Below are 20,867 nucleotides of genomic sequence, written 5' to 3'. Positions count from 1 at the left end.
CCCCTGTGCGGCGGCGCCCGCAACCCCACCGATTCGTCAGGCCTTTTTGCTTTTCTGTCTGCCGGACGATTTGCGCTTCCTCGGTGCGGGACCGGCTGTCGTGTGCATCGTGAAGATCTGCGGCACGTTCGCTTCGCCGTCCATGTAATCCACCGTGTTGATCCGGCCGACCGTCTTAAGGCTGCGAATCATCACCTTGCCGCTGTCGGGATAGGTGCAGACCTCGTGCGGATCGTTCAACCCCATGGCCAGGTAGACCAGATCCTCGTCGAACGGATTCGCCAGCTGGTGTCCGATGCCGCTGCTTGCCGGGCACGAGATGCAATCGCCGGGACCGATTTCGCGCAGCGTATCGCCATAGCGGAACACCCCGCGTCCCGACAGCACGAAGAAGACCTCGTCCTCGCGCGCATGGGTGTGAAACGGACAGGCAGTGCGGCCGGGCGGCACGCGTGAAAGATTCACGCCGATTCTGCCGGGAACCGTGTCGAGCACAGGCGTAAGTGGTTTGTAAGACCCGCCCCAGTGCGTCCCTTCCATGTGATCGACCGCCTCGACATCTTCGACGTTGACGACATTCAACTGCAGGCGCTTTTTCTTCATCTTGTGTCCTTGCTTGAACCGCACCGGGAATCGTGGAGGCCGGTTGGTTTAAGTTAATGCAGGCACTTCAGCAGCATTTCTGAGTTGCCTGTAGTAGTTTGCCTCAGCCTCGGCGGGCGGGATATAGCCGAGCGGTTCCATCAGCCGATGATGGTTGTACCAGGCGACCCATTCCAGCGTTGCCAGTTCGACGGATTCCCTCGTTTTCCAAGGGGCGCGCCGATGAATCAGTTCCGTCTTGTAGAGACCGTTGATCGTTTCAGCCAGCGCGTTATCGTAGCTGTCGCCACGGCTGCCGACGGACGGCTCGATACCCGCCTCGGCCAAACGTTCGCTATACCGAATGCTGACGTATTGAGCCCCCCTATCGGAGTGGTGTATCAAGGTCCCATCGTCGCCCGGTTGGCGCGCGTACAGCGCCTGTTCGAGCGCATCCAGAACGAAGTCCGTGCTCATCGACGAACTGACGCGCCAACCGACGATGCGACGGGCAAACACGTCGATCACGAACGCCACGTACAGCCAACCCTGCCATGTCGAGACATAGGTGAAGTCAGACACCCAGAGCTGATTTGGGCGCTCAGCCTTGAACTGCCGGTTGACCCGGTCCAGCGGGCGCGGGGCGCTCGTATCGGGATTCGTCGTGCGAACTCGCTTGCCGCGAACTGTGCCTCGCAAGCCCTGCAGCTTCATCAGCCGCCCGACCGTGCAGCGTGCGACCACAATGCCCTCCCGGTTCATCTGCTTCCAGACCTTCGGCACACCGTAGACCTGCATGTTGGCCCGCCAGACACGCTTGATCTCGGGTTGCAGGACCTCATCGCGTTTGGCACGAGCGCAGCGTTTGGACGGATCACGAAGCTGCGCAGCATGGCGTCGGTAGCCCGACGGGGCGATCCGCAATACCTTGCAGATCGGCTCGACCCCGAAGGTGTCGCGATGCTGATCAACGAAGGCCTTCAGGACTTGAATCGGCGGTCGAGCTCCGCCTGGGCGAAAAACGCGCTCGCCAGCTTGAGAATCTCGTTGGTACGGCGCAGTTCCTTGACCTCACGCTCCAGGGCCTTGATGCGTTCACGCTCGGCCGTGCTCACGCCATCACGTTCCCCACGATCGATCTCCTCGCGCTTGACCCAATCCAGCAGCGTCTGCGGCGTACAGCCGATCATCGGCGCAATCGATTCGACCGCCGCCCACATCGACGGATGTTCGCTACGCTGCTCACGTACCAGACGCACTGCGCGCTCCCGGACTTCCGGGGAAAACTTGGTTGCCTTCTTGTTCATGGCTCGATTCTCTCAAGAATCCGAGCCTCCACAAAATTCGGTGCGGTTCAGCTTGCGGGGCGGCTGACCATTTTATAGGGTCAGCCGCGCCCGCACGACCGCAGTGCCCGCGACTGCACGCGGTCTTCCCCGTCCTCAACGATCAGGCGGCCGCCGCGCGGGGGCCCCTGCAGCGCCGACAAGCGACGCCGCTCCAGACGCCCGGCCTAGAACGGCGCCAGTTTGCAATGGGCCGACACGCATACCTGAACCTCGTTCACCCCGAGCGCGGGAAAGAAGGAACGGGACACAAAATCGACGCCGGTGCGCCGGCTGGGCGCCGTGACGACATGGCCGCGGCAGTCGAAGGTCTTCAGAGCGTCGAAGCCGGGCGTGAGCCCGCTTACCGTTTCCTCCGAATCAGCAGCACCAGAAAGTCGTCGACCGCGCGCGCGAAATGGTGGATCGTCGAGCCCAGCGACGCGTGGAGGCGCGGCGGTAGCGCGGCGGGCGTCGTATGCATGCAGCGGTCCGCACTGGGTATGAAAGCACAGCGGACCGCTTGCCCGAACCTGCTCGACATCGTACAGATACCCCATCGTCGCGATGGTGGCGTGACCGCAGACGTTCAGCTCGGCGCCCGGCGTGAACCAGCGTATTGCGTGGTCGCCCGGCTACCGTTCGATCACGAAGGCCGTGGTCGGCAGCGTGAGCTGCGTGGCGATCGCCTGCATCCGCACGGCCGGCGGAAAGGCGCTCTTCACCACGATGACGCCTCAAGCCGCCGCCACCGCCACCATCACCGAATAAGCCTTGAACACCGCCGTCGCCGGCTGCCCCACGACAAGCCCCAACGCATCGACCGCGTCGTTCGTGACGCTCGACGTCACGTTCACGCCACCCGCCAGCGTCACGACGACGAGCGACGTCGTCGCGCCGCGCTCGATCCGCGAGATCGACCCGCTGAACTGATTGCGCGCGGACAGCACGTAGCCGGCGAAATCGGCGACCAGCACGACGGCCGACGACTTGATCAGCGCGATCGCGTCCTGCCCTATCTTGAGACCGAGCCGCTTCGCCGCGGCCGTGGTCATCGTCGCAACGATCTCCTGATCGCCCGATATCTTCAACGTCACCTGGGTCGTGACCGGTCCATCGCTGACCGCGGCTATGGTTCCCGAAAACTGATTGCGAGCGGTGGTTTTCACTGCGATTCTCCTGAGTAATCCGGACAGCGCCGGAGATTGAACCAGCCATGCTTCCTGTTCCCGCAGGAACCGTCGGGTCCTCACCTGCAGCACCCGCCATGCAGACAGCAACTCCCGTGCGGCCGGCGTAAGTCGTGTACCGCCGCCGCCCTTGCCTCCCGTCTCCGTCGTGAACAACGGCTGGCTCGCAAGATTCGACGCGCTCTCCAGCACCAGCCACGCGCCCTTGTAGCTGTAACCGGCGACGCGCGCCGCACGGTTGATCGAACCCGTGTTGTCGATCGCCTCCAGCAGCGCGAAAAACCGCTCGTCGAGGCGGCCCGCGAGCTTCAGCTCGCCGATCAACAGCGTCGCATCGTTGCGCGTACCGCCCGTCTCTCGCATCCGTCCACCGCGTCAGTCGATCGCGGACGCACGCAGCAAACCGCGCACACGCTGTTCGTGCGGCGTCGGCGGGCGCGCGTCCGCGCACATACGTTCCAGCGAAGTCGCCACGCCGCGCTGCACGTCGACCTCGCGCACCGCCCGGCCCTGCTCGATCACGAACGCGACGTCGGCAAGCGCCACCACATCGTCGACGTCGTGCGTGATCATCATCGCGGGGATCTGCCACTCGCGGAGCACCTCGTCCAGATAGCGTCGCAAGTCGCGTCGCAACGGTGGATCGAGCGCGGAAAACGGCTCGTCGAGCAACAGCAGGCCGGGCTGGCAGGCGAGCGAGCGCGCCAGCGCGACACGCTGCCGTTGCCCGCCCGACAGCCCGTCGGTCCGGCTGCCGGCGAGCGACGCGAGACCGAAGCGCTCCAGCAGCTCGTCGACGCGCCCACGCGCGTCGTTCGACAAGCGGCGTCGATACCACGTGGTCAGCCCGAACGCGACGTTCTCGCGCACCGACAAATGCGGAAACAGCGCGTAATGTTGGAACAGGCAGCCGATGCCGCGCCGCTCGGGCGGCACGTCGATTCCGCAGTCCGCGTCGAACAGCGTGCGCCGGTTGACGCGCACGTGCCCTCGTCGCGGCGCAAGCAGCCCGGCGACGGTCTGCAGCGTCAACGACTTGCCGGCGCCCGACGGCCCGTAGAGCGCGATCACGCGCGCGTCGGACGCGAAGCGCATTGCGAGCGCGAAACGCCGTGTGCCGTCCGACACCGCCACATCGAAGTCGACGTCGATCACCGGTACACTCCGTCACGCGTGCGTGAAGCCGTACCGCTTCAGGATCGCCTGTGCGTCCGGGCCGAACAGATACGCGATGAATGCCTTCGCGAGCGCAGGAGCGCTGCTCGCGCGAACCGCGACGACCGGATAAACGACGGGATCGTGGTCGTCCACCGTCTGCACGACCGCGACCCGATCGGGCATCAGCATCGCGTCGGTCCGATAGACGAAGCCCGCGTCGGCCTCGGCGCGCGCGACGTAGTCGAGCACCTGCCGCACGCTGTCGGACTCCACGATCTTCGGCCCGAGCGCGCCCCACAGCTTCGCGCGCTCGAGCGCCTGCTGCGTATACCGGCCGCATGGCACGGTCGCGATCTTGCCGATCGCGATCCGTCGCACGGCCGGGTCCGCTAGCGCGGCGAGCGACTTCACGGGCGACGCGTCGCCGGCCGGCACGACCAGCACCAGCGTGTTCGTCGCGAGCGTGCGCTGCGTCGCGCCGTCGAAGATGCCCGCATCGATGCCGCGCGTGACGGTCGCCGCATCGGCGCTGACGAATACGTCGACCGGCGCGCCCACGCGGATCTGCTGAAGCAGCGTGCCCGATGCGCCGAAGTTCATCCGCACCGTCACGCCGGGATGCGCGGCTTCGAAGCGCGGCACGATTTCCTTGAACGCATCGGTCATGCTGGCCGCGGCCGACACGGTCAGTTGCTGCGCGAGCGCGACGACGGGCGCGAGCACGCACAGCAGGCTCGCGAAGCATCGAATCATTGATTTCATGAATCCCTCTCCGGCTCAACGTAGTGTGAAAAAGCGCTTGGACAACACGAGCACCGCGACGGACAGCACCGACGTGACGCACGCGAGAAAGAACGCGGTGCCGTCGCGGCCATCCTGCATCGCGTCGTAAATCGCGAGCGACAGCGTCTGCGTCTCGCGCGGGATGTCACCCGCGATCATCAAGGTCGCGCCGAACTCGCCCATCGCACGCGCGAACGCGAGCAGCGCGCCCGCCAGAATCGCCGGCCATGCGAGCGGCAGCGTGACGCGCACGAAGGTCGAGAATGGCGACTGCCGCAGCGTGCGCGCGGCCGCCTCGAGCGAGCGGTCGACGCCCGCGAACGCGGCGCTTGCGGATTTCAGCACCAGCGGCAGCGCGACGATCGTCGACGCGAGCACCGCGCCGTGCCAGTTGAACACGAAGGTGTAGCCGAACTGTTCATGGAGCCAGCTGCCGAGCGCGCTGCGCCGGCCCGCGACGATCAGAATCCCGTAGCCGATCACGGTCGGCGGCAACACCAGCGGCAACATGCAGGCGGCTTCGACGATCGCGCTCCCCGGAAAGCGACGGCGCGCGAACAGCCAGCCGAGCGCGATGCCGGCGATCGATGCGAGCAGCGTCGCGAGGCTCGCGACTTTCAGCGACAGCAACAGCGGCGGCCAGTCGATGCGTTGTAGGAAACCCGACATTTGCGACACCTTTCGTGATGAACTCGGCTACATCACCGACGTTGCAAGATGCAGGCCATCCTCCATCGCGAGGCGTCGGCCGGCAGGAAAGCCTCAACTCCGACCGAGGCGCGCCGGGAGCCGCGCGAGCGCCCTGCGCAGGTTCGAAGTCACGCGCGGCCGGCTCGAGCAGCTGCCGATGCGGGCGGAGCAATGCGGCCACGCGACGAATCGGCGCTGCGCAGCGTGCCAGGCCACCGAACCCGGCGCTCGTCGCCGCACGCGTTCTCGACATCGAGAAAGACACCGAGGCGACGTAACGAAACCGACATGTCCGATTCCCGACATGACACGAATGCCGTGCAGCGCCGGTGTCATCCATGACGCGGACACACGCATGCCGCCGCACGCGCCGCGCGCGAGATGCGCTGCGCCTTCAGCACACCGGCGATGAAGCTGGCGACGCTCGACGTGCGCAGCGCGATCCAGCGCACGCGACGGCGCGCGCAGTGTGCGCGCAGCGCGGCGAGCGAGTCCGGATCGATCGTGTCGAGCGGACACAGCACCGCGTCGGCGCGTTGCAGCAGCGCCGCGAACTGCTGCGCGCGTGGGCCGCCGTCGTCGTCGATCCGCGCCACGTGATGAACGAATTCGCCGCCCGACGCGCTCGACCATGCGCGCAATACCGCGTTGCTCACCGGCCGGCCGCCGACGTAGACGAAGCGGCGGCCGACCAGCATCGCCGACAGCAAGTCGCCGTCGAGCATGACCTGCTCGACCGCCTGCAGCTCGTGCGCGAGGCTTGCCGCATGCGCGCGTACCCGCGCGAGACGCGCGAGCGCTTCGTCGTGCTCGCGCAGCGATTGCGACGCGCGCTGCGTGCTGCGCTCGAGCGCGCACATCGCCGGCCGCGGCATGATCAGCGCGCGCCGGTGCGATCCCGGCCCGGCGGGTCGGGCTGCGCAGGCGGCATCGCGAACCAGCTTTGCACGGTGTCGTACGAATAGCGGGTCAGTCGGTCGTGCCGCGCATGCGGCGCGAGCAGCTGCACCGACAGCGGTTCCGCCCAGCGCCAGAAATCCGCGCGCAACGCGCTCGGCAAGCCGACGTCGTCGAATGCATGCCACAAATGCACGAGCCACAGCTCCCGCCCCTCCTCGTCGAGCAGCAGCGGCAGCCCGGCGCCCGCCTGCAGACGCGCGTGACGCTGACTGAAGTACAGCGGGCCGCCGCACGATTCGACGACGAAGTCCGCGACGCGCTCGACGATGCAATCGAAGCAGTCGCCGGCACGTGCGAACAGCGGCGTCGTCTTCAAGCGCGCCATGTGGCACGCCACCAGATCGCGCAGGCCCGCTTCCGTGCAGATCGCGAGCAGCCGGTGCGGCGGAGCGGGCAGCGTCGGGCATACGGTCGGCCCGACGGCGTCGCGCCGCTCATGTGGAAAAGGCGCGGCCGGCCATTGCAGCGTCCGATAGCAGGCGCGCGTACACGGCGTCCAGCGTGCGCGGGGCGTAGCCCCCGGGTTCGGGTTCATGAGCGTGTCGGCTCCCTGTTCGGTTTGTCGGTTATATATCGCGCTACATAACGATGTCCGAAACGAAGCAGGTTCCGCGCCACATCGCGCGAAACGCCGCTATTCCGGTCCGAAGCAGTGCGCGTAATCGGCGCACGCGCCGCAGCTCGGCGCCTTGCAGACGAACAGTCCTTCGCGCTCGCACAGCTGCTTGTAAAAGAACTTCTTCCACTTCATGTCGCGCGTGTTCTTCGCGGCGAGCCGTGGAAACCACCGCCCGATCAGCGCGGACAGCTCGCGGCGCGACGGCAGCAGCAAGTCCTGCCACAAATGGTTGTCGCCCGCGCAGGCGGCCGCCAGCACGTGGGCGACGCAGCGCGCTTCGTCGCGCGTGCCCGCATCGGAGTCGGCGTGCTCGACGAAGAGCGCGACCAGATCGTCGAACTCGTCGTCACGCGGCGTGTGCGGTTGCGTGTGCATCGGCGGCAGCGCAGCGCCGGGCGACTCGGCGCACGCCGCGAGTGCCGCTCGTGCGCCCGGAAACCAGCGGTCCAGCACGCGGTGCGTATCGGTCGCGTCGAGCCCGACGGTCGTCGCGGCGTCGGCCTCGCCGCGTGCAAACGCCACCGCGAGCGGGCCGACGAACGCGAGCACGGTCGGATCCTGCTCGTCGACCGCACAACGCATCAGGATCGCGCGCACGTCCATCGCCGCTCGCCCCGTCAAACCTGCGCCGCCGCGTGCGTATAGCACTTCTTCGGGCAGATCTTCGCGCACGCGGTGCAGCCGATGCACAGCTGCCGGTGCGCGATCGTCATCACCTTCTTCTCGTACTCGTCGTCATCGTCGCTGTCGCTGTCGAGCGCGACGTGCTCGCCGTCCTCGTCGACGCCGACCAGCTCGAGCACGCCGCGCGGACACACCTTGAAGCAGCGGCCGCAGCCGATGCATTTGGCCTCGTCGAGCGTGGACACGAACGTCGGCGTCCAGGTCTCCCCGCTCGGCAGTTTCACGTTGAAGGTTTCGCTCATGGTCGGGTGCCTCGCGTCACGCGGCGCTCGCCTTGCGCGCTTCCATCAATGCGGCATGCGCGTCGTGGCAGCGCTGCGCGACGGCGAGAATCTGCTCCCAGTTGGTCGGCAGTTCCTCGGACAGGTCGTGCAGATCCATCTTCGCCTGCGTCGCCTGGGCATTGAGCTTCTTCAGGCGCGCTTTCAGTTCGTCGGCTTGGTTGGTCATCGATTTTCTCCGCGTTGCGCCGCTCACGCGCCGTACTGCGCGACGGCCGGGTACGCGCGAATCATTTCGATCGCGTCGTCGAGGAACTTGCCGCCCGCCGCCGCGAGCTTCTCCAGAGACGGAAAGCCGAAGCGGTGCACGTCGCGCAATTGCTTGTTGACGACGACGAGCCGCCCCGCGATCAGCACCATCCGGCCGAAGCCCTCGTGGCTCATCTTCATCATCGGCGACACCATCTGGCGCGTCTCGCGTTCGATCGCGACCGCAACCGCCGCGTAGAACAGCTCGAGCCGCCACAGCGTCTCCGGATCGGGGTCGCCGATGATCGGAATCGCGCGCCGCTCGTCCGCGCTCAGGATGAACGGCTTCAGCAGTTGCAGGTCGCTGCGGTTCTCCCAGGTGCCGTGCAGGTCCTGTGCACGCAGCTGCTTGATCAGCTGCTGCACGAACGGCGTCGCGAGCAGCGCTTCGTCCGCGGCCGCGTCGGGCGTCGTGTCGATGGTGGCGTCAGCCATGTGATACCTCGTCGTCTTCGTCGAAATCGAATGTGCGCCCGCCGTCCTTCGCGAGCGCCTTGCGCAGCCATGGCGGCGGCGTGCCGTTGAGCACCTCCTGCAGCTTCACCAGGATCTCGCCGATCGGTTCGGGCTGCGGAACCTTGATCGGATGGATCTTCAGTGCGACGACGCGCGCCGCGCCCGAGCCGCCGATCGCGGCGACGTACAGGATCGCGCAGTCCCTGATCGCGTCGAGCTTCGGGGCGAGCTTGTCCTCGTCGCCGTCCTCCTCGAGCTTGCCGCCGAACTCGAACGACTCGACGAAGGTGTGCCCGTCCGGCCGCACGTCGTACGTGACGATGCTTTTCGCCCAGCCGAAATGCGCGTCGACATGCTCTTTGTCCTGGGTCGCGAAGGCGATCTTCATGCGGTGTGCTCCTGGTCGAATATCGGTTGGGCGACGATCGGAATGTCCAATGTGCGCGCGGGATCGCGCGCAGCGAGATCGACCGCGTGCGGCGGCAGCGGCCAGTCGCCCGGGCCGTGATGCGCAATCCGCTCGATCATCAGGTTCGCGATCTCGAAGATCAGGTTCATGGTGCCGCGATAGCCGACCTGGCAGCGGTGCGCGTTGCCGATCCGGTCGAACACCGGGAAGCCGACGCGCATCAGCGGCTTGCCGAGCCGCTCGGCCATCTGCCGGCCGTGTGAATGCGTGATCAGCAGATCGCAATCCGCCGCACGCTGCTCCAGGTCCTCGAGATCGCCGAGCAGCACGTGTGGCGCGGGCAGCAGCGCGTGCGCGGCCGACGCGGTCGTGCTGACGCAGCAGCGCAGCTCCGCGCCCATCTCGTGCAGCAGGCAGCCGAGCGCGAGCAGCAGGTCCGGCTCCGCACCGAGCGCGACCTTGATTCCGCCCGTGTAGAAGTGGCCGTCGAGCATCGCGTCGAGCAACTGGCTGCGTTGCCGCCGATACTTGTCCGGCACCGGCCGCCCGGCGAGCTGCGCGAGCCGCACGAGCAGCCGGTCGTTCGGCTCGAGCCCGGTGAGCCGCTCGAAGATCTCGAACGGCGCGCCGGTCAGCGCATGGAGCGTCTCGGCCGCCATGCGCGTCTGCTCGCCGACGCCGATCGTGAACGCGGACGCGCCCGCCGCCCGGATCTGCTCGAGCGTCGTGCCGCCGAGCGTCGTGCCGCGCCAGTCCGGCGCGATGTGGCCGTCGAGCGAGCCGGACAGGTCCGGCAGCACGATCGCGTTGAGCCCGAACGCCGCGATGATCTCGCGCAGCTCGTCGATGTCGGCCGGCGACAGGTGGCTGCCCGGCAGCAGCGTGACCTGCCGCGCGTTCGCCGGCAGCGGCTTCACGAGCGCGCGCACGATCGCGGCGACCGCAAGCCGGTAGCCGTCCTCGAAGCCGCCGACGTAGTCGGGCGTCGACACGTAGACGATCTCGGTATCGTCGAGCTCCGGCTTGCGCTTGCGTACGGTCCGCAGATAGCCTTCGACGTCGTCGCCCTTGGTTTCGGTGAGCCCCGTCGAGCAGATCGCGATGATCTTCGGCGCCGCGCGCTTGCGGATGTTCAGCAGCGCCGTCTCGATGTTCTCGTAGCCGCCGAGGATCGTGGTGACCTCGTTCATCGCGGTCGTCTGCAGCGGGATCGCCTCCTTGAAGTGACGCACGAGCAGCACCAGGCCGAACGACGTGCAGCCCTGCGAGCCGTGCATCACCGGCATGCACGCGTCGAGGCCCATGAACGCATAGCTCGCCCCGAGCGGCTGGCTCATCTTGAGCGGATTGACCGCGCAAGCCTTTTTCGAATCGACGACTTCAGCCATCGCAGCTCTCCCCGGCCCGCTCAGGCGACGACGCCCGGTTCGAGCCCCATCGCCCACGCATGCACGCCATGCGGAATCGGTGCCGATGCGGCCGCGGCACCGGCGCGCACCGCGCCGAGCGTCTCGCCGTCGTCGCCCCACGGCGCGGGGATCCGCACCTGCTGCCACACCGGGTTGAAGATCGCGCGATCGATCTCGTGCACGAGCTCGACCATCCCTTCGTAGCCGCCGTACGGATGGTGGCGCTCCTGGTTGATGTCGAGCCACGGCATGCGGGCCTTCAACGCGACGAACTGCGAGCGCCCGCCCGACAGCATGATGTCGGCCTTCGCGTCGCGCAGCATCGCGTACATCTCGCGCGGCGTCATGTCGTCGATCATGTGCGCGTCGTCGCCCATGATCTCCTTGATCTTCTCCTTGTCTTCCTTCGTGCTCTTCTTGACGCTGGTGCCGACGATCTCGAGCCCCGCCTCCTGCAGCGCCGCGACCACCGACCACGACTTCACGCCGCCCGTGATCAGGAGCACGCGCTTGCCGGCGAGGCGCTTCCTGTAGTGCGCGATGCGCGCCCACGCGCGCGCTTCCTCGCTCGCGATCAGACGCTCGGCGCGCTCGACGAGGTCGGCCGGCGCGCCCTGCCGCACGAGCAGCGTCGCGATCTGCCGCAGCGTATCGCTCATGTCGCCGATCCCGTAGAACGAGCCCTCGAAGTACGGAATCCCGTAGCGCTGCTGCATCCGCGTCGCGATGTTGATCATCGACTTCGAGCACACCATCATGTTGACCTTCGCGCGATGCGCGCTCGCCACCGCGTCGTAGCGGCCGTCGCCGGAGATGCACGACAGGATGCGCACGCCGAGCGCATCGAGCAGCGGCTTGACCTGCCACAGCTCGCCGGACAGGTTGTATTCGCCGATGATGTTGATGTCGTAGGGCGTCGTGTAGTCGGGCTCGCGCGTGCCGATCACGTAGTCGAGCAGCGCCTCGCCGCCGAGCTTGTTGCCGAGGTTCTTCGGCCCCGCGAAGCCGGGCGAGTTGACCGGAATCACCGGCTTGCCGAACTTCTCAGTGGCGCGCTTGCAGACGGCCTCGATGTCGTCGCCGATCAGCGCGGTCACGCAGGTCTGGTAGACGAACACGGCGGGCGGATCGTACTTCTCGATGATTTCGCGCACGCTTCGGAACAGCCGCTTCTCGCCGCCGTAGACGACGTCGAGCTCGTTGATGTCGGTCGTGAAGCCGGTGCGGTACAGCTGCGAGCCCGACGATGCCGAGTGACGGTTGTCCCACGAGTTGCCTTCGCACGCGATCGGGCCGTGCACGAGATGCGCGACGTCGACGATCGGCTGCAGCGCGATCTTCGCGCCGTCGAACGCGCAGCCGCCGGCCGCCGCGCCGGGCGAAAGCTGTTTCGTGCAGCCCTTCTTGCGTGCCTTCTCGCTCTTGTCCTGGTTCTTGTCGCAACCCGGTTCGTCGAACACTTCGGCAATCTTGGCTTTCAGCGATGCGGACATGACGGGTTCCTCTCAGGTTCGTGCAACGGGATATCCGCAAATTCCATACCATGCGGCTCAGCCCCATGAACACCGTTCGATGCGGTCTGACGGGGCGCGCGCGTTGTCGGGATTCGGACGCGCTTTGGACGGTTTTGAACGGAACCCGACAACGCGCGAGTCGCGCTCGAGCGGCGAACGCTGTAAGGCGCAGCGCCGGTGCGAGCGGGCGATCGCTCGTTCCCGTATCCGGTCGCGAAAGCGTTCGCCGACGCATCGGCCGGAGTTCGTGCGGTTCGCCGTTTCTTCATGTTCGTGCGCCGCCGGTCAGTTGTCGTCGGCCAGTACGTCGAGCGCGACGAGCTGCTCGTACAGCGCCCGTCTCGCCCGCCAGTTTCGCTCGCCCGCCACGCGCGGATCGCCGCCCTCGAACGCGGCGAGCGCGTCGTCGTCGGTCCAGTACACGATGGCTGCGCTGCGTGCGGCGAGCGCGGCCGCCGCCGCGTCGCGCAGCGTAACCGGCTGGTTGCCGCAGACGCCGCGACCGAGCACGTAGTCGGCCCGGTAGAGCGTCGCGTCCCAGCCATAGGCGTCGCCGAGCGCGCACAGCGCCGCGTCGGGTTCGGCGCCGTCGAACGCGAGCAGCTCGCGCACCGTCAGCGTGTCGTGGATTTCGTCGCGCGCGAGCGGGTCGGACGCCGCCACCTTGCGCGCAAAATCGGCGTCGTCGTACGCGAACCATGCGTTCGGCGCGCCGGCTTCCGGCAGTTCAAGCACGTAGATCACCGCGTCCTCCTGGCGCCATCCGGCCGCTGCGGCCACGGCGCATGCGTCGGGCCATGCATCGCGGCCCGGCGATGGCCGATCGCTGCCGCGGCGCACGCCGTCGAATCCTCGTCACGCGCGCCGCTCGATCGCCGCGCCGAAAAAAAGCCGCCCCATACCGGCGGCGGGCCAAATTTCGCGAGGTAAAACCCTGTTGGACCGACCGACCGACCGATCGCGCCGCGACCGAGCGACGCCACGTCGTAACGCCGTCGTATCGCAACGGCCGGCGCTCACTCGACGCCCTCTGCTGCCGTCTTCGCCCATACGGCCTTCCGGATGCGCTGCGCGATCCCTTGCGGGCTCGCGTCGAACGCGCGCTGCGCGGCCGACAGCGCGCCCTGCGCGATCGCGGCCTCGTCGTGCGTGAGCGGCAGGCGCCCCGCCACGTGCGTGGCGCAGCGCACCGTGCGGGCGATCGCCTGGCGGTTCGGATGCTCGGCCAACGGCACCAGATGATCGGTCTCGCGCACGCCTGCGAGGCAGACCCAGCCGTCGATCACCTCGACCTTGCGGCCGTCCTGCGTCGTCTTGACGAGTACCCGTTCCGTCATCGCGGCCTCCGTGTCAACGGATGATGTCGTAGCTGTAGTCGGTCTTCGACGGCACCATCGTGTTCGCGTCGAGCGCTTCGAAGAATTCGTCCAGCAACATGATCAGCGTGCGCAGCGCGCCCGCGTAGCCCCAGGTCGGATAGCGGTGGTAGTGGTGGCGATCGAAGATGGGGAACACCATGCGCACGAGCGGCGTCTTCGCGTCGCGCTCGAGATACTTGCCGTAGGTGTTGCCGATCAGGAAATCCACGGGCTCCGTGAACAGCAGCGAGCGCATGTGCCACAGGTCGCGCTTCGGATACACCTTGCAGCCCGCGCCGTACGGCGACGCGTCGAACATCGCCTGCACCTTCGCCGCCCATGCCTCGTTGCCGTTGGTCGCGAGCACGTGCGCGGGCTCCGCGCCGAGTTCGAGCAGGAACTGCGTATAGCCGAGCATCTGGTCCGGATCGCCGTACAACGCGTAGCGCTTGCCGTGCAGGTGCGCCTGGCTGTCGGCCATCGCGTCGACCAGCTGGCCGCGCTCCTTCTCGAGCTCCGCCGGGATCGGCTTGCCGGTGACGCGCGAGATTTCCATCAGGAAATGATCGGTGCCCGCCACGCCGACCGGCGCGTTCAGCACGACGACTTCCTGGCCGTGCTCGGCGATGAACTTGCTGGTCTTCTCGCAGCAGTACTCCTGGAACACGAAGGTCGCCTTCGCGTGCAGCGCGCGTTCGACCTCTTCCTTCGTCGTGCCGCCCTCGTACATGCGGAACTCGCCGTCGGTCGGCGTGTTCCAGGTCTCGGACGGATCGCAGATCACGTTGACCTTCACGTCGAACAGCGCGAAGATCCTGCGAATTTCGGCCATGTTGCCGACGACGAAGCCGTCGAAGCCGCCGATGAAGTTCACGCTGTCGTCGGGCACGCGCACGAGCGGCGCCGCGCTGCCGGCCTTGCCGTCCCAGAAGTGCTTGAGGATGCCGAGCAGCGAATTGTCGTAACCTGTGACGTGGCTGCCGACGAACGCCGGCGTATGGGCGAACGGCACGTCGTAGTCTTCCGGCACGCTGCCCTTCTGCTTGCTGTTCTTGATGAACGCATCGAGATCGTCGCCGATCACCTCGGCCATGCAGGTCGTCGACACCGCGATCATCTCGGGCTTGTAGAGGTTGTATGCGTTCGCGAGGCCGTCGATCATGTTGTTCAGGCCGCCGAACACCGCCGCATCCTCGGTCATCGACGAGCTGACGCACGAGGTCGGCTCCTTGAAGTGGCGCGAGAAGTGCGAACGGTAATACGCGACGCAGCCCTGCGAGCCGTGCACGAACGACAACGTCTTGTGAAAGCCGTTCGCGACGTACACCGCGCCGAGCGGCTGGCACGCCTTGGCGGGATTCACGGTCAGCGAATCGCGCGCGAAGTTCTTTTGCTTGTAGTCCTCGGTCTTGGTCCACTCGACGATCTGCTTGACCGCCTCGTCGGGATGGTTGAACTCGAATTGCTCCTTCTTCGTGCGGAAAATCTCCTGATACTCGGGTTCGCGGAACAGCAACTCGTGATCGAGGATCTTGTCGGCGGATTGTGGCATCACGTACTCCTGATTCAGTCGTCAAATGGGCGATGGGCGCGGTGCCGGCGTCTGCAGCGAGCGTCGGCGGGCGGGGTCAGGCGGCCTTCTTCCACGGCGCCTTCGCGAGGCTCCAGACCGGGCTCGAAATCGCCATGTCCATGTCGCGCGCGAAGATCGCGAAGCCGTCGTAGCCGTGGTACGGGCCCGAGTAGTCCCAGCTGTGCATCTGCCGGAACGGCACGCCCATCTTCTGGAACACGTACTTTTCCTTGATCCCGGAACCGACGAGGTCCGGCTGCACCTGCTCGACGAACTGCTCGAACTCGTAGCCCGTCACGTCGTCGTAGATCAGCGTGCCGTCCTTCACGTAGTGCGTCGTGCGCTGGTAGTCGTCGTTGTGGCCGAACTCGTAACCGGTGCCGACCACCTCCATCCCGAGATCCTCGTACGCGCCGATCACGTGGCGCGGACGCAGGCCGCCGACGAACAGCATCACCTTCTTGCCCTGCAGCCGCGGCTTGTACCGTGCGATCACGGCATCCATCAGCGGGCGGTACTTCGCGATCACCTTCTCGGCGTTCGCCTTGATCGTGTCGTCGAAGTGGCTCGCGATCTCGCGCAGGCTCTTCTCGATCATCGTCGGGCCGAAGAAGTTGTATTCGACCCACGGAATCCCGTACTTCTCCTCCATGTGCCGGCTGATGTAGTTCATCGAGCGGTAGCAGTGCAGCACGTTGAGCTTCGCCTTCGGCGTGTTCTCCAGCTCGGCGATCGTGCCGTCGCCCGACCACTGCGCGATCACGCGCAGCCCGATTTCCTCGAGCAGGATGCGGCTCGACCATGCGTCGCCGCCGATGTTGTAGTCGCCGATGATCGCGACGTCGTACGGCGTCGATTCGAACGCGGGGCGCTTGTCGGGATCGGTCTTGTCGAACACCCAGTCGCGGATCGCGTCGTTCGCGAGGTGGTGGCCGAGCGATTGCGACACGCCGCGAAAGCCTTCGCAGCGCACCGGCACGATCGTGTGGCCGGCGTATTCGGTCGCCTTCTTCTTCGACACCGCCTCGATGTCGTCGCCGATCAGGCCGATCGGGCATTCGCTCTGGATCGAGATGCCCTTGTTCAGCGGAAACAGCTGCTGGATCTCGTCGATGATCTTGTCGAGCTTCTTGTCGCCGCCGAACACGATGTCCTTCTCCTGGAAGTCGGACGTGAACTGCATCGTGACGAACGTGTCGATGCCGGTGGTGCCGATGTAGTAGTTGCGGCGCGCCGCCCACGAGTACTGGCCGCAGCCCACCGGGCCGTGGCTGATGTGGATCATGTCCTTGATCGGCCCCCAGACGACGCCCTTCGAGCCCGCATACGCGCAGCCGCGGATCGTCATCACGCCGGGCAGCGACTTGATGTTGGATTTCACGCCACAGTCGGGCTTGCCCTCCTCGAAGGTACCCAAATGCTTGGCGCGCCGCTTGGCCATCTTCTCCGGATAGGCCTTCAGCACTTCGTCGATCAGGGCCTTGTTCGCGGCCTTGCGCTCTTCAACCGTGGCGGTCATAGCATGCTCCATATGTGAGGTCGTTCTCCACTGCGCGCCCCGCCGCGCGCGCCGCGCGGCGGGGCATGTCGCGCGACGCGCGTTACGCGGTCAATTCCGACGCGGTCTTGCCGACCTGCGACTCGTCGATCGCGCTCATGATCCCGTGCTCCATCAGCAGATCTTCGAGCTGGTCCATCGTGATCGGCGTCGGGATCGTGCCGTTGCCCGCGTTGTTGTGAATCTTGTTGGCGAGCTGGCGATACTCGTTCGCCTGCTTCGAATCCGGCGCGAACTCGATCACCGTCATGCGACGCAGCTCCGCGTGCTGCACGATGTTGTCGCGCGGCACGAAGTGGATCAGCCGGGTGCCGAGCATGCCCGCCAGCGCTTCGGCGAGCTCGAGCTCCTTGTCGGTCTGACGCTCGTTGCAGACGAGGCCGCCGAGGCGCACGCCGCCGCTGTTCGCGTACTTCAGAATGCCCTTCGAGATGTTGTTGGCCGCGTACATCGCCATCATCTCGCCCGACATCACGATGTAGATCTCCTGTGCCTTGTTCTCGCGAATCGGCATCGCGAAGCCGCCGCACACCACGTCGCCGAGCACGTCGTACGACACGTAGTCGACGCCGTCATACGCGCCGTTCTCCTCGAGGAAGTTGATCGACGTGATGACGCCGCGCCCCGCGCAGCCGACGCCCGGCTCCGGGCCGCCCGACTCGACGCAGCGAATGTCCTTGTAGCCAATCTTCATCACGTCCTCGAGCTCGAGATCCTCGACCGAGCCGGCCTCCGCCGCGAGCGACAGGATCGTGTCCTGCGCCTTCGCGTGCAGGATCAGGCGCGTCGAGTCGGCCTTCGGGTCGCAGCCGACGATCAGGATCTTCTGGCCCAGATCGGTCAGCGCCGCGAGCGTGTTCTGCGACGTGGTCGATTTGCCGATGCCGCCTTTGCCATAGAAGGCGATTTGCCGAAGTTGAGACATTGCGTGCTCCACATTGAGAAAAGAGGTTGAAACCAGGGTTGCGAAATCGCGACCATGTCAGCCTGCCGTGTCCGTATCGCCTTTGGTCTTCTTCTGTCGCACCGCGCATCGGCCAGGAGTTGTCCGCAGCCCAGCAATTGCAGCTTCCGTGCCAACCCGCACGACATTCGTTGCAACGCCCGTCGCGACGGGCCGGCTGCGCGCGGCGCGAGGTCGGCGCCGGCTTCCTTCGTCGTGTCGGATTCCCGACAAACGCCGCGCGCAGCGTCGCAAACGACACGCAGTTGTCGCGCATCCGTGCGTGGTTTTGTCCGCTTCGTCCGCTGCGGCCCGGCGCATCTCGCCTGGTACGGTTGTTGCACCAAGCGGCTTCATGAACACGCCCGCCCACTCCGCTCATTCGCTTCACGCGGCGCACGCGCCGCCGTCGCCTTTCGATCGTCTCGGCGGCGCAGCCGCGCTCGCGCGCATCGTCGATGCGTTCTATCGCCAGATGGACACGCGGCCCGATGCCGCCGGCATCCGCGCGATGCACGGCGCGGATCTCGGCCCGGTGAAGACGGTGCTCGTCACCTATCTGTGCGAGTGGCTCGGCGGCCCGCGTCACTATTCGGCGCAGCGCGGGCACCCGCGTCTGCGGATGCGGCATCGCGCGTTCGCGATCGGCATGGCCGAGCGCGACGCGTGGCTCGCCTGCATGCGCGCGGCGCTCGACGAATGCGGCGTCGAGCCGGCACTGCGGGATGAACTGATGCAGGCGCTCTTCAAGCTGGCCGACTGGTTGCGCAACACCGGGCGATGACGTTCGCCCTCACCTTTGACGACGACACCGAGGATTTTTCATCATGACCGAAGCGCTCACCCGCACCACGCTCGACGACACCGCGTTCGCGCGGCTCGAAGCCGAAGGCCGTCTGCTCAACCCCGTGCTGAAGGGGCTCACGAATACCTTCGGGCGGGTCGGATTCCGCGGCGAACTCGCGCTGCGTTTCGCGGCCAAGCTCGCCGACGAAGCGCGCCCGCCCGAGCTGACCTGCGATCAGGTGATGGCCGTCGCGACCTTCGGCGAGCCGCACCTGCCGTTCTTCGCGGGCTTCCTGCTGAGCTTCGAATATCTGAAGGACGTCGCCGAAGTGCTCGGCGACACGTTGAGCGCCGGCGGCAAGTACTTCCTGTTCTGCGACAACATCGACCTGAGCAAGCGCTACCAGGTGCCATACAAGGGCGCGATGTTCTATGTGCTGCCGATTCTGGAGAGCACCGTCTACAACGAGATGCTCGAGCTGCTCTATCTGGAGAAGAGCGAGCTGAAGAAGAAGGACACCGCCGGCAAGCTCGACGCCGTCGCCGACGCGGCGCTCAAGTTCGACGTCACGTTCGACACGATCACGTACGCGGAAGGGCTCGAACTGATGGGGCCGGTGCGCAACCCGAACGAGAACCGGCCCGTATGAGCGGCCGCGAACCTGTCGATTCGGGCCTCGCGCGCGAGCGAGCCTGAGCAACGTGGGGCGGCCCGGCGTTTCCCGCGCGCCGGCATCGGCGCCCGCGGCGCCGCTTGGCCGAACCCTGTCCGTCAACCGGAGCCGGAGCACGACCATGTCCCTGCACAGTTCCTTCGTCGCACGCCGCGGCGGCAACCTGCGCGCGGTGCGCGACGACGACCCGCCGCGCCCACGGATGCCCGCCGCGCTCGCCACCTGGCTCGCGTGGCACGACTTTCCCGATCTGCACTCGTGCGGCATCGACGGCGTCACGCCGCTGATGCTGGCCGCGCTGCAAGGCGAGGACGGCGTGCTCGACGCGCTGCTCGCGCACGGTGCGCGGCTCGACGCGCTCGACGACGCCGGCAACGGCGCGCTGTGGTATGCGTGCATCGGCGGCGCGCCCGCGCCGATCCTGCGGCTGATCGAGGCGGGCGCCGACGTCGACCACGCGAACGACGACGACGTCACGTGTCTGATGCAGGCGGCCGCCAGCGGCCGGATCGAGGTGATGCAGCTGCTGCTGTCATGCGGCGCGAGCGAGACGCTATGCGCGCCGGACGGCCGCAGCGCGCGCGACATGGCCACCGATCGTGCGCTGCAGCTGCTGCGCGAATCGCATCGGCTCGCGCATGCGGCGCAGGACGACGCGGCATGAGCGCGTGTGCTTCGCGTCGCCCGGCCTCGGGTTACACGCTCGCCGATGCGGCGGGCGCGCTCGACCATCTGCTCCGGACGGTATTCCGGCACGAGCGCCATGCAGCCGGACCGAGCCGCGACGCATACCGCACCGCGTTCCCGCGCGATGAGGGCGCGCCGCTCGAACCGCTGCCGCTCGCGGACGCACGCGTCGTCGGCAAGCGCACGCCGCGCGAGCGTTCGCAATGAAAGGCCAGCGCGTCTTTCGACGTCTCACGGTCAACGAGCTCGGCGCGTGGCGCGGCCGTCATCCCGATGCGCTGGTGCTCGACGCGCGCGATGCCGACAGTCATGCGCGCTCCGGCTGGCCGGACGCCGTGCGGCTGTCGCGCGACAACCAGGACGAGCTGTTGCTGCGCACGCGGCGCGGCCGGCCGATCCTGATCTACTGCCATCGCGGCAACGCGAGCCAGGCCTGGGCGCGCATGTTCGCGGACTTCGGCTTCACGGTCGTCTGCGACCTGATCGGCGGGCACGCGGCATGGGCCGCGAGCGTTGCCGGCGCGAACCCGTCCGGCAGCCCGGTCGAGCCAGCGCTTGCCGCGTGGCTCACGAGCGTCGGCTTCGTCGGCCCGAGCGCGCGCGACGCGCACGACAACACGCCGCTGATGGTTGCCGCGTGGCGCGGCGCGCGCGACGCCGTCGACGCGCTGCTGGCGCACGGCGTGGCGGTCGATGCGATCAACGCGGACGGCAACAACGCGCTGTGGCTCGCATGCGTGCATGGCGACCCGGCCGGCATCGAGCGGCTCGCGCGGGCCGGCGTGCCGCTCGACCATGCGAACGTGACGGGCGCGACCTGCCTGATGTACGCGGCATCGTCGGGCAAGGCCGAGGTCGTCCGTGCGCTGCTCGCGCTGGGGGCCGATCCGGCGATCCGCTCGCGGGACGGCTTCACCGCCCTCGACATGGCCGCGACGGCCGAATGCCTGCAATTGCTGCGCCGACTCTGATGAAGGAT

26 protein-coding genes and 1 other annotated feature are annotated in these 20,867 nt (G+C 67.0%); of the genes, 5 read left to right on the top strand and 21 right to left on the bottom strand.

Features of this window, described 5'->3' with window-relative positions; all coding sequences use genetic code 11:
• Positions 1-36 precede the first annotated feature (36 nt).
• From MBR110_RS25885 to nifH, 21 genes are all read right to left on the bottom strand, one after another.
• The gene (locus MBR110_RS25885) at positions 37-603 is read right to left on the bottom strand and encodes a cupin domain-containing protein (RefSeq protein WP_181709675.1); all 567 of its coding nucleotides are present in this window, start codon (positions 601-603) and stop codon (positions 37-39) included.
• Positions 604-651: 48 nt separating this feature from the next.
• Positions 652-1,889 (bottom strand): IS3-like element IS1416 family transposase gene (locus MBR110_RS25880; protein WP_105819029.1). Its coding sequence is split into 2 segments (ribosomal slippage): positions 652-1,598 and positions 1,598-1,889, totalling 1,239 coding nucleotides; the frame shifts between segments, so codons are not numbered across the junction.
• Positions 1,492-1,608, bottom strand: a sequence feature (AL1L pseudoknot). (Overlaps the previous gene by 117 nt.)
• 206 nt (positions 1,890-2,095) lie before the next feature.
• Complete coding sequence (locus MBR110_RS25875; protein ID WP_230939086.1) at positions 2,096-2,476, bottom strand: PhzF family phenazine biosynthesis protein; 381 nt, start codon at positions 2,474-2,476, stop codon at positions 2,096-2,098.
• Between the two features lie 168 nt (positions 2,477-2,644).
• The gene (locus tag MBR110_RS25870) at positions 2,645-3,460 is read right to left on the bottom strand and encodes a TOBE domain-containing protein (RefSeq protein WP_059561397.1); all 816 of its coding nucleotides are present in this window, start codon (positions 3,458-3,460) and stop codon (positions 2,645-2,647) included.
• A gap of 12 nt (positions 3,461-3,472) precedes the next feature.
• Positions 3,473-4,252 (bottom strand): ATP-binding cassette domain-containing protein, encoded by a 780-nt coding sequence (locus MBR110_RS25865; RefSeq protein ID WP_034192732.1) that lies wholly within the window; start codon positions 4,250-4,252, stop codon positions 3,473-3,475.
• Between the two features lie 12 nt (positions 4,253-4,264).
• Positions 4,265-5,017 (bottom strand): molybdate ABC transporter substrate-binding protein, encoded by a 753-nt coding sequence (gene modA, locus MBR110_RS25860; protein WP_059454658.1) that lies wholly within the window; start codon positions 5,015-5,017, stop codon positions 4,265-4,267.
• A 15-nt stretch (positions 5,018-5,032) separates the two neighbouring features.
• Complete coding sequence (gene modB / locus MBR110_RS25855) at positions 5,033-5,707, bottom strand: molybdate ABC transporter permease subunit (protein ID WP_059463584.1); 675 nt, start codon at positions 5,705-5,707, stop codon at positions 5,033-5,035.
• Positions 5,708-6,060: 353 nt separating this feature from the next.
• Positions 6,061-6,603, bottom strand: a complete 543-nt coding sequence (locus MBR110_RS25850) for a DUF2325 domain-containing protein (protein WP_059561394.1) — start codon at positions 6,601-6,603, stop codon at positions 6,061-6,063.
• A gap of 2 nt (positions 6,604-6,605) precedes the next feature.
• Positions 6,606-7,223: a hypothetical protein gene (locus tag MBR110_RS25845; protein ID WP_011880158.1), complete on the bottom strand. Its 618-nt coding sequence runs from the start codon at positions 7,221-7,223 to the stop codon at positions 6,606-6,608.
• Positions 7,224-7,322: 99 nt separating this feature from the next.
• On the bottom strand, positions 7,323-7,910 hold the full coding sequence (locus MBR110_RS25840; protein WP_181709674.1) for a nitrogen fixation protein NifQ: 588 nt from the start codon (positions 7,908-7,910) through the stop codon (positions 7,323-7,325).
• 14 nt (positions 7,911-7,924) lie between these two features.
• The gene (gene fdxB / locus MBR110_RS25835; protein ID WP_011880156.1) at positions 7,925-8,233 is read right to left on the bottom strand and encodes a ferredoxin III, nif-specific; all 309 of its coding nucleotides are present in this window, start codon (positions 8,231-8,233) and stop codon (positions 7,925-7,927) included.
• Between the two features lie 16 nt (positions 8,234-8,249).
• On the bottom strand, positions 8,250-8,441 hold the full coding sequence (locus tag MBR110_RS25830; protein WP_011880155.1) for a CCE_0567 family metalloprotein: 192 nt from the start codon (positions 8,439-8,441) through the stop codon (positions 8,250-8,252).
• Between the two features lie 23 nt (positions 8,442-8,464).
• On the bottom strand, positions 8,465-8,956 hold the full coding sequence (locus MBR110_RS25825) for a NifX-associated nitrogen fixation protein (RefSeq protein WP_014725872.1): 492 nt from the start codon (positions 8,954-8,956) through the stop codon (positions 8,465-8,467).
• The gene (gene nifX / locus MBR110_RS25820) at positions 8,949-9,365 is read right to left on the bottom strand and encodes a nitrogen fixation protein NifX (RefSeq protein WP_011880153.1); all 417 of its coding nucleotides are present in this window, start codon (positions 9,363-9,365) and stop codon (positions 8,949-8,951) included. Before nifX ends, MBR110_RS25825 begins: the two co-directional genes overlap by 8 nt.
• A complete protein-coding gene (nifN, locus tag MBR110_RS25815; RefSeq protein WP_181709673.1) occupies positions 9,362-10,774 on the bottom strand; it encodes a nitrogenase iron-molybdenum cofactor biosynthesis protein NifN in 1,413 nt (470 codons plus the stop codon). Before nifN ends, nifX begins: the two co-directional genes overlap by 4 nt.
• A 20-nt stretch (positions 10,775-10,794) precedes the next feature.
• Positions 10,795-12,288: a nitrogenase iron-molybdenum cofactor biosynthesis protein NifE gene (gene nifE, locus MBR110_RS25810; protein ID WP_059561386.1), complete on the bottom strand. Its 1,494-nt coding sequence runs from the start codon at positions 12,286-12,288 to the stop codon at positions 10,795-10,797.
• A gap of 306 nt (positions 12,289-12,594) precedes the next feature.
• Positions 12,595-13,053: a hypothetical protein gene (locus tag MBR110_RS25805; RefSeq protein WP_181709672.1), complete on the bottom strand. Its 459-nt coding sequence runs from the start codon at positions 13,051-13,053 to the stop codon at positions 12,595-12,597.
• 272 nt (positions 13,054-13,325) lie between these two features.
• Complete coding sequence (locus tag MBR110_RS25800) at positions 13,326-13,646, bottom strand: hypothetical protein (RefSeq protein ID WP_059463589.1); 321 nt, start codon at positions 13,644-13,646, stop codon at positions 13,326-13,328.
• A gap of 13 nt (positions 13,647-13,659) precedes the next feature.
• The gene (gene nifK / locus MBR110_RS25795) at positions 13,660-15,219 is read right to left on the bottom strand and encodes a nitrogenase molybdenum-iron protein subunit beta (protein ID WP_181709671.1); all 1,560 of its coding nucleotides are present in this window, start codon (positions 15,217-15,219) and stop codon (positions 13,660-13,662) included.
• 76 nt (positions 15,220-15,295) lie between these two features.
• Positions 15,296-16,759, bottom strand: a complete 1,464-nt coding sequence (gene nifD / locus MBR110_RS25790) for a nitrogenase molybdenum-iron protein alpha chain (protein ID WP_014725867.1) — start codon at positions 16,757-16,759, stop codon at positions 15,296-15,298.
• Between the two features lie 82 nt (positions 16,760-16,841).
• Complete coding sequence (gene nifH / locus MBR110_RS25785) at positions 16,842-17,723, bottom strand: nitrogenase iron protein (RefSeq protein WP_011880146.1); 882 nt, start codon at positions 17,721-17,723, stop codon at positions 16,842-16,844.
• A 373-nt stretch (positions 17,724-18,096) separates the two neighbouring features.
• On the opposite strand from nifH, the gene MBR110_RS25780 reads away from it, so the two are divergent.
• The 5 genes from MBR110_RS25780 to MBR110_RS25760 all read left to right on the top strand — a co-directional run bounded on the left by MBR110_RS25780 (position 18,097) and on the right by MBR110_RS25760 (position 20,859).
• Complete coding sequence (locus MBR110_RS25780) at positions 18,097-18,525, top strand: group II truncated hemoglobin (protein ID WP_011880144.1); 429 nt, start codon at positions 18,097-18,099, stop codon at positions 18,523-18,525.
• A gap of 43 nt (positions 18,526-18,568) precedes the next feature.
• A complete protein-coding gene (locus MBR110_RS25775) occupies positions 18,569-19,177 on the top strand; it encodes a hypothetical protein (protein ID WP_014725866.1) in 609 nt (202 codons plus the stop codon).
• 145 nt (positions 19,178-19,322) lie between these two features.
• On the top strand, positions 19,323-19,865 hold the full coding sequence (locus MBR110_RS25770; RefSeq protein WP_059740483.1) for an ankyrin repeat domain-containing protein: 543 nt from the start codon (positions 19,323-19,325) through the stop codon (positions 19,863-19,865).
• The gene (locus MBR110_RS25765; protein WP_059463591.1) at positions 19,862-20,095 is read left to right on the top strand and encodes a hypothetical protein; all 234 of its coding nucleotides are present in this window, start codon (positions 19,862-19,864) and stop codon (positions 20,093-20,095) included. Before MBR110_RS25770 ends, MBR110_RS25765 begins: the two co-directional genes overlap by 4 nt.
• Positions 20,092-20,859: an ankyrin repeat domain-containing protein gene (locus tag MBR110_RS25760; RefSeq protein WP_059463592.1), complete on the top strand. Its 768-nt coding sequence runs from the start codon at positions 20,092-20,094 to the stop codon at positions 20,857-20,859. The genes MBR110_RS25765 and MBR110_RS25760 overlap by 4 nt, the downstream gene beginning before the upstream one ends.
• Positions 20,860-20,867 lie beyond the last annotated feature (8 nt).

Origin of the sequence: Burkholderia sp. MBR-1 (assembly GCF_013822785.1) — a bacterium.
Lineage (GTDB): Bacteria > Pseudomonadota > Gammaproteobacteria > Burkholderiales > Burkholderiaceae > Burkholderia > Burkholderia vietnamiensis.
This window is presented reverse-complemented; position numbering and strand designations above follow the sequence as displayed.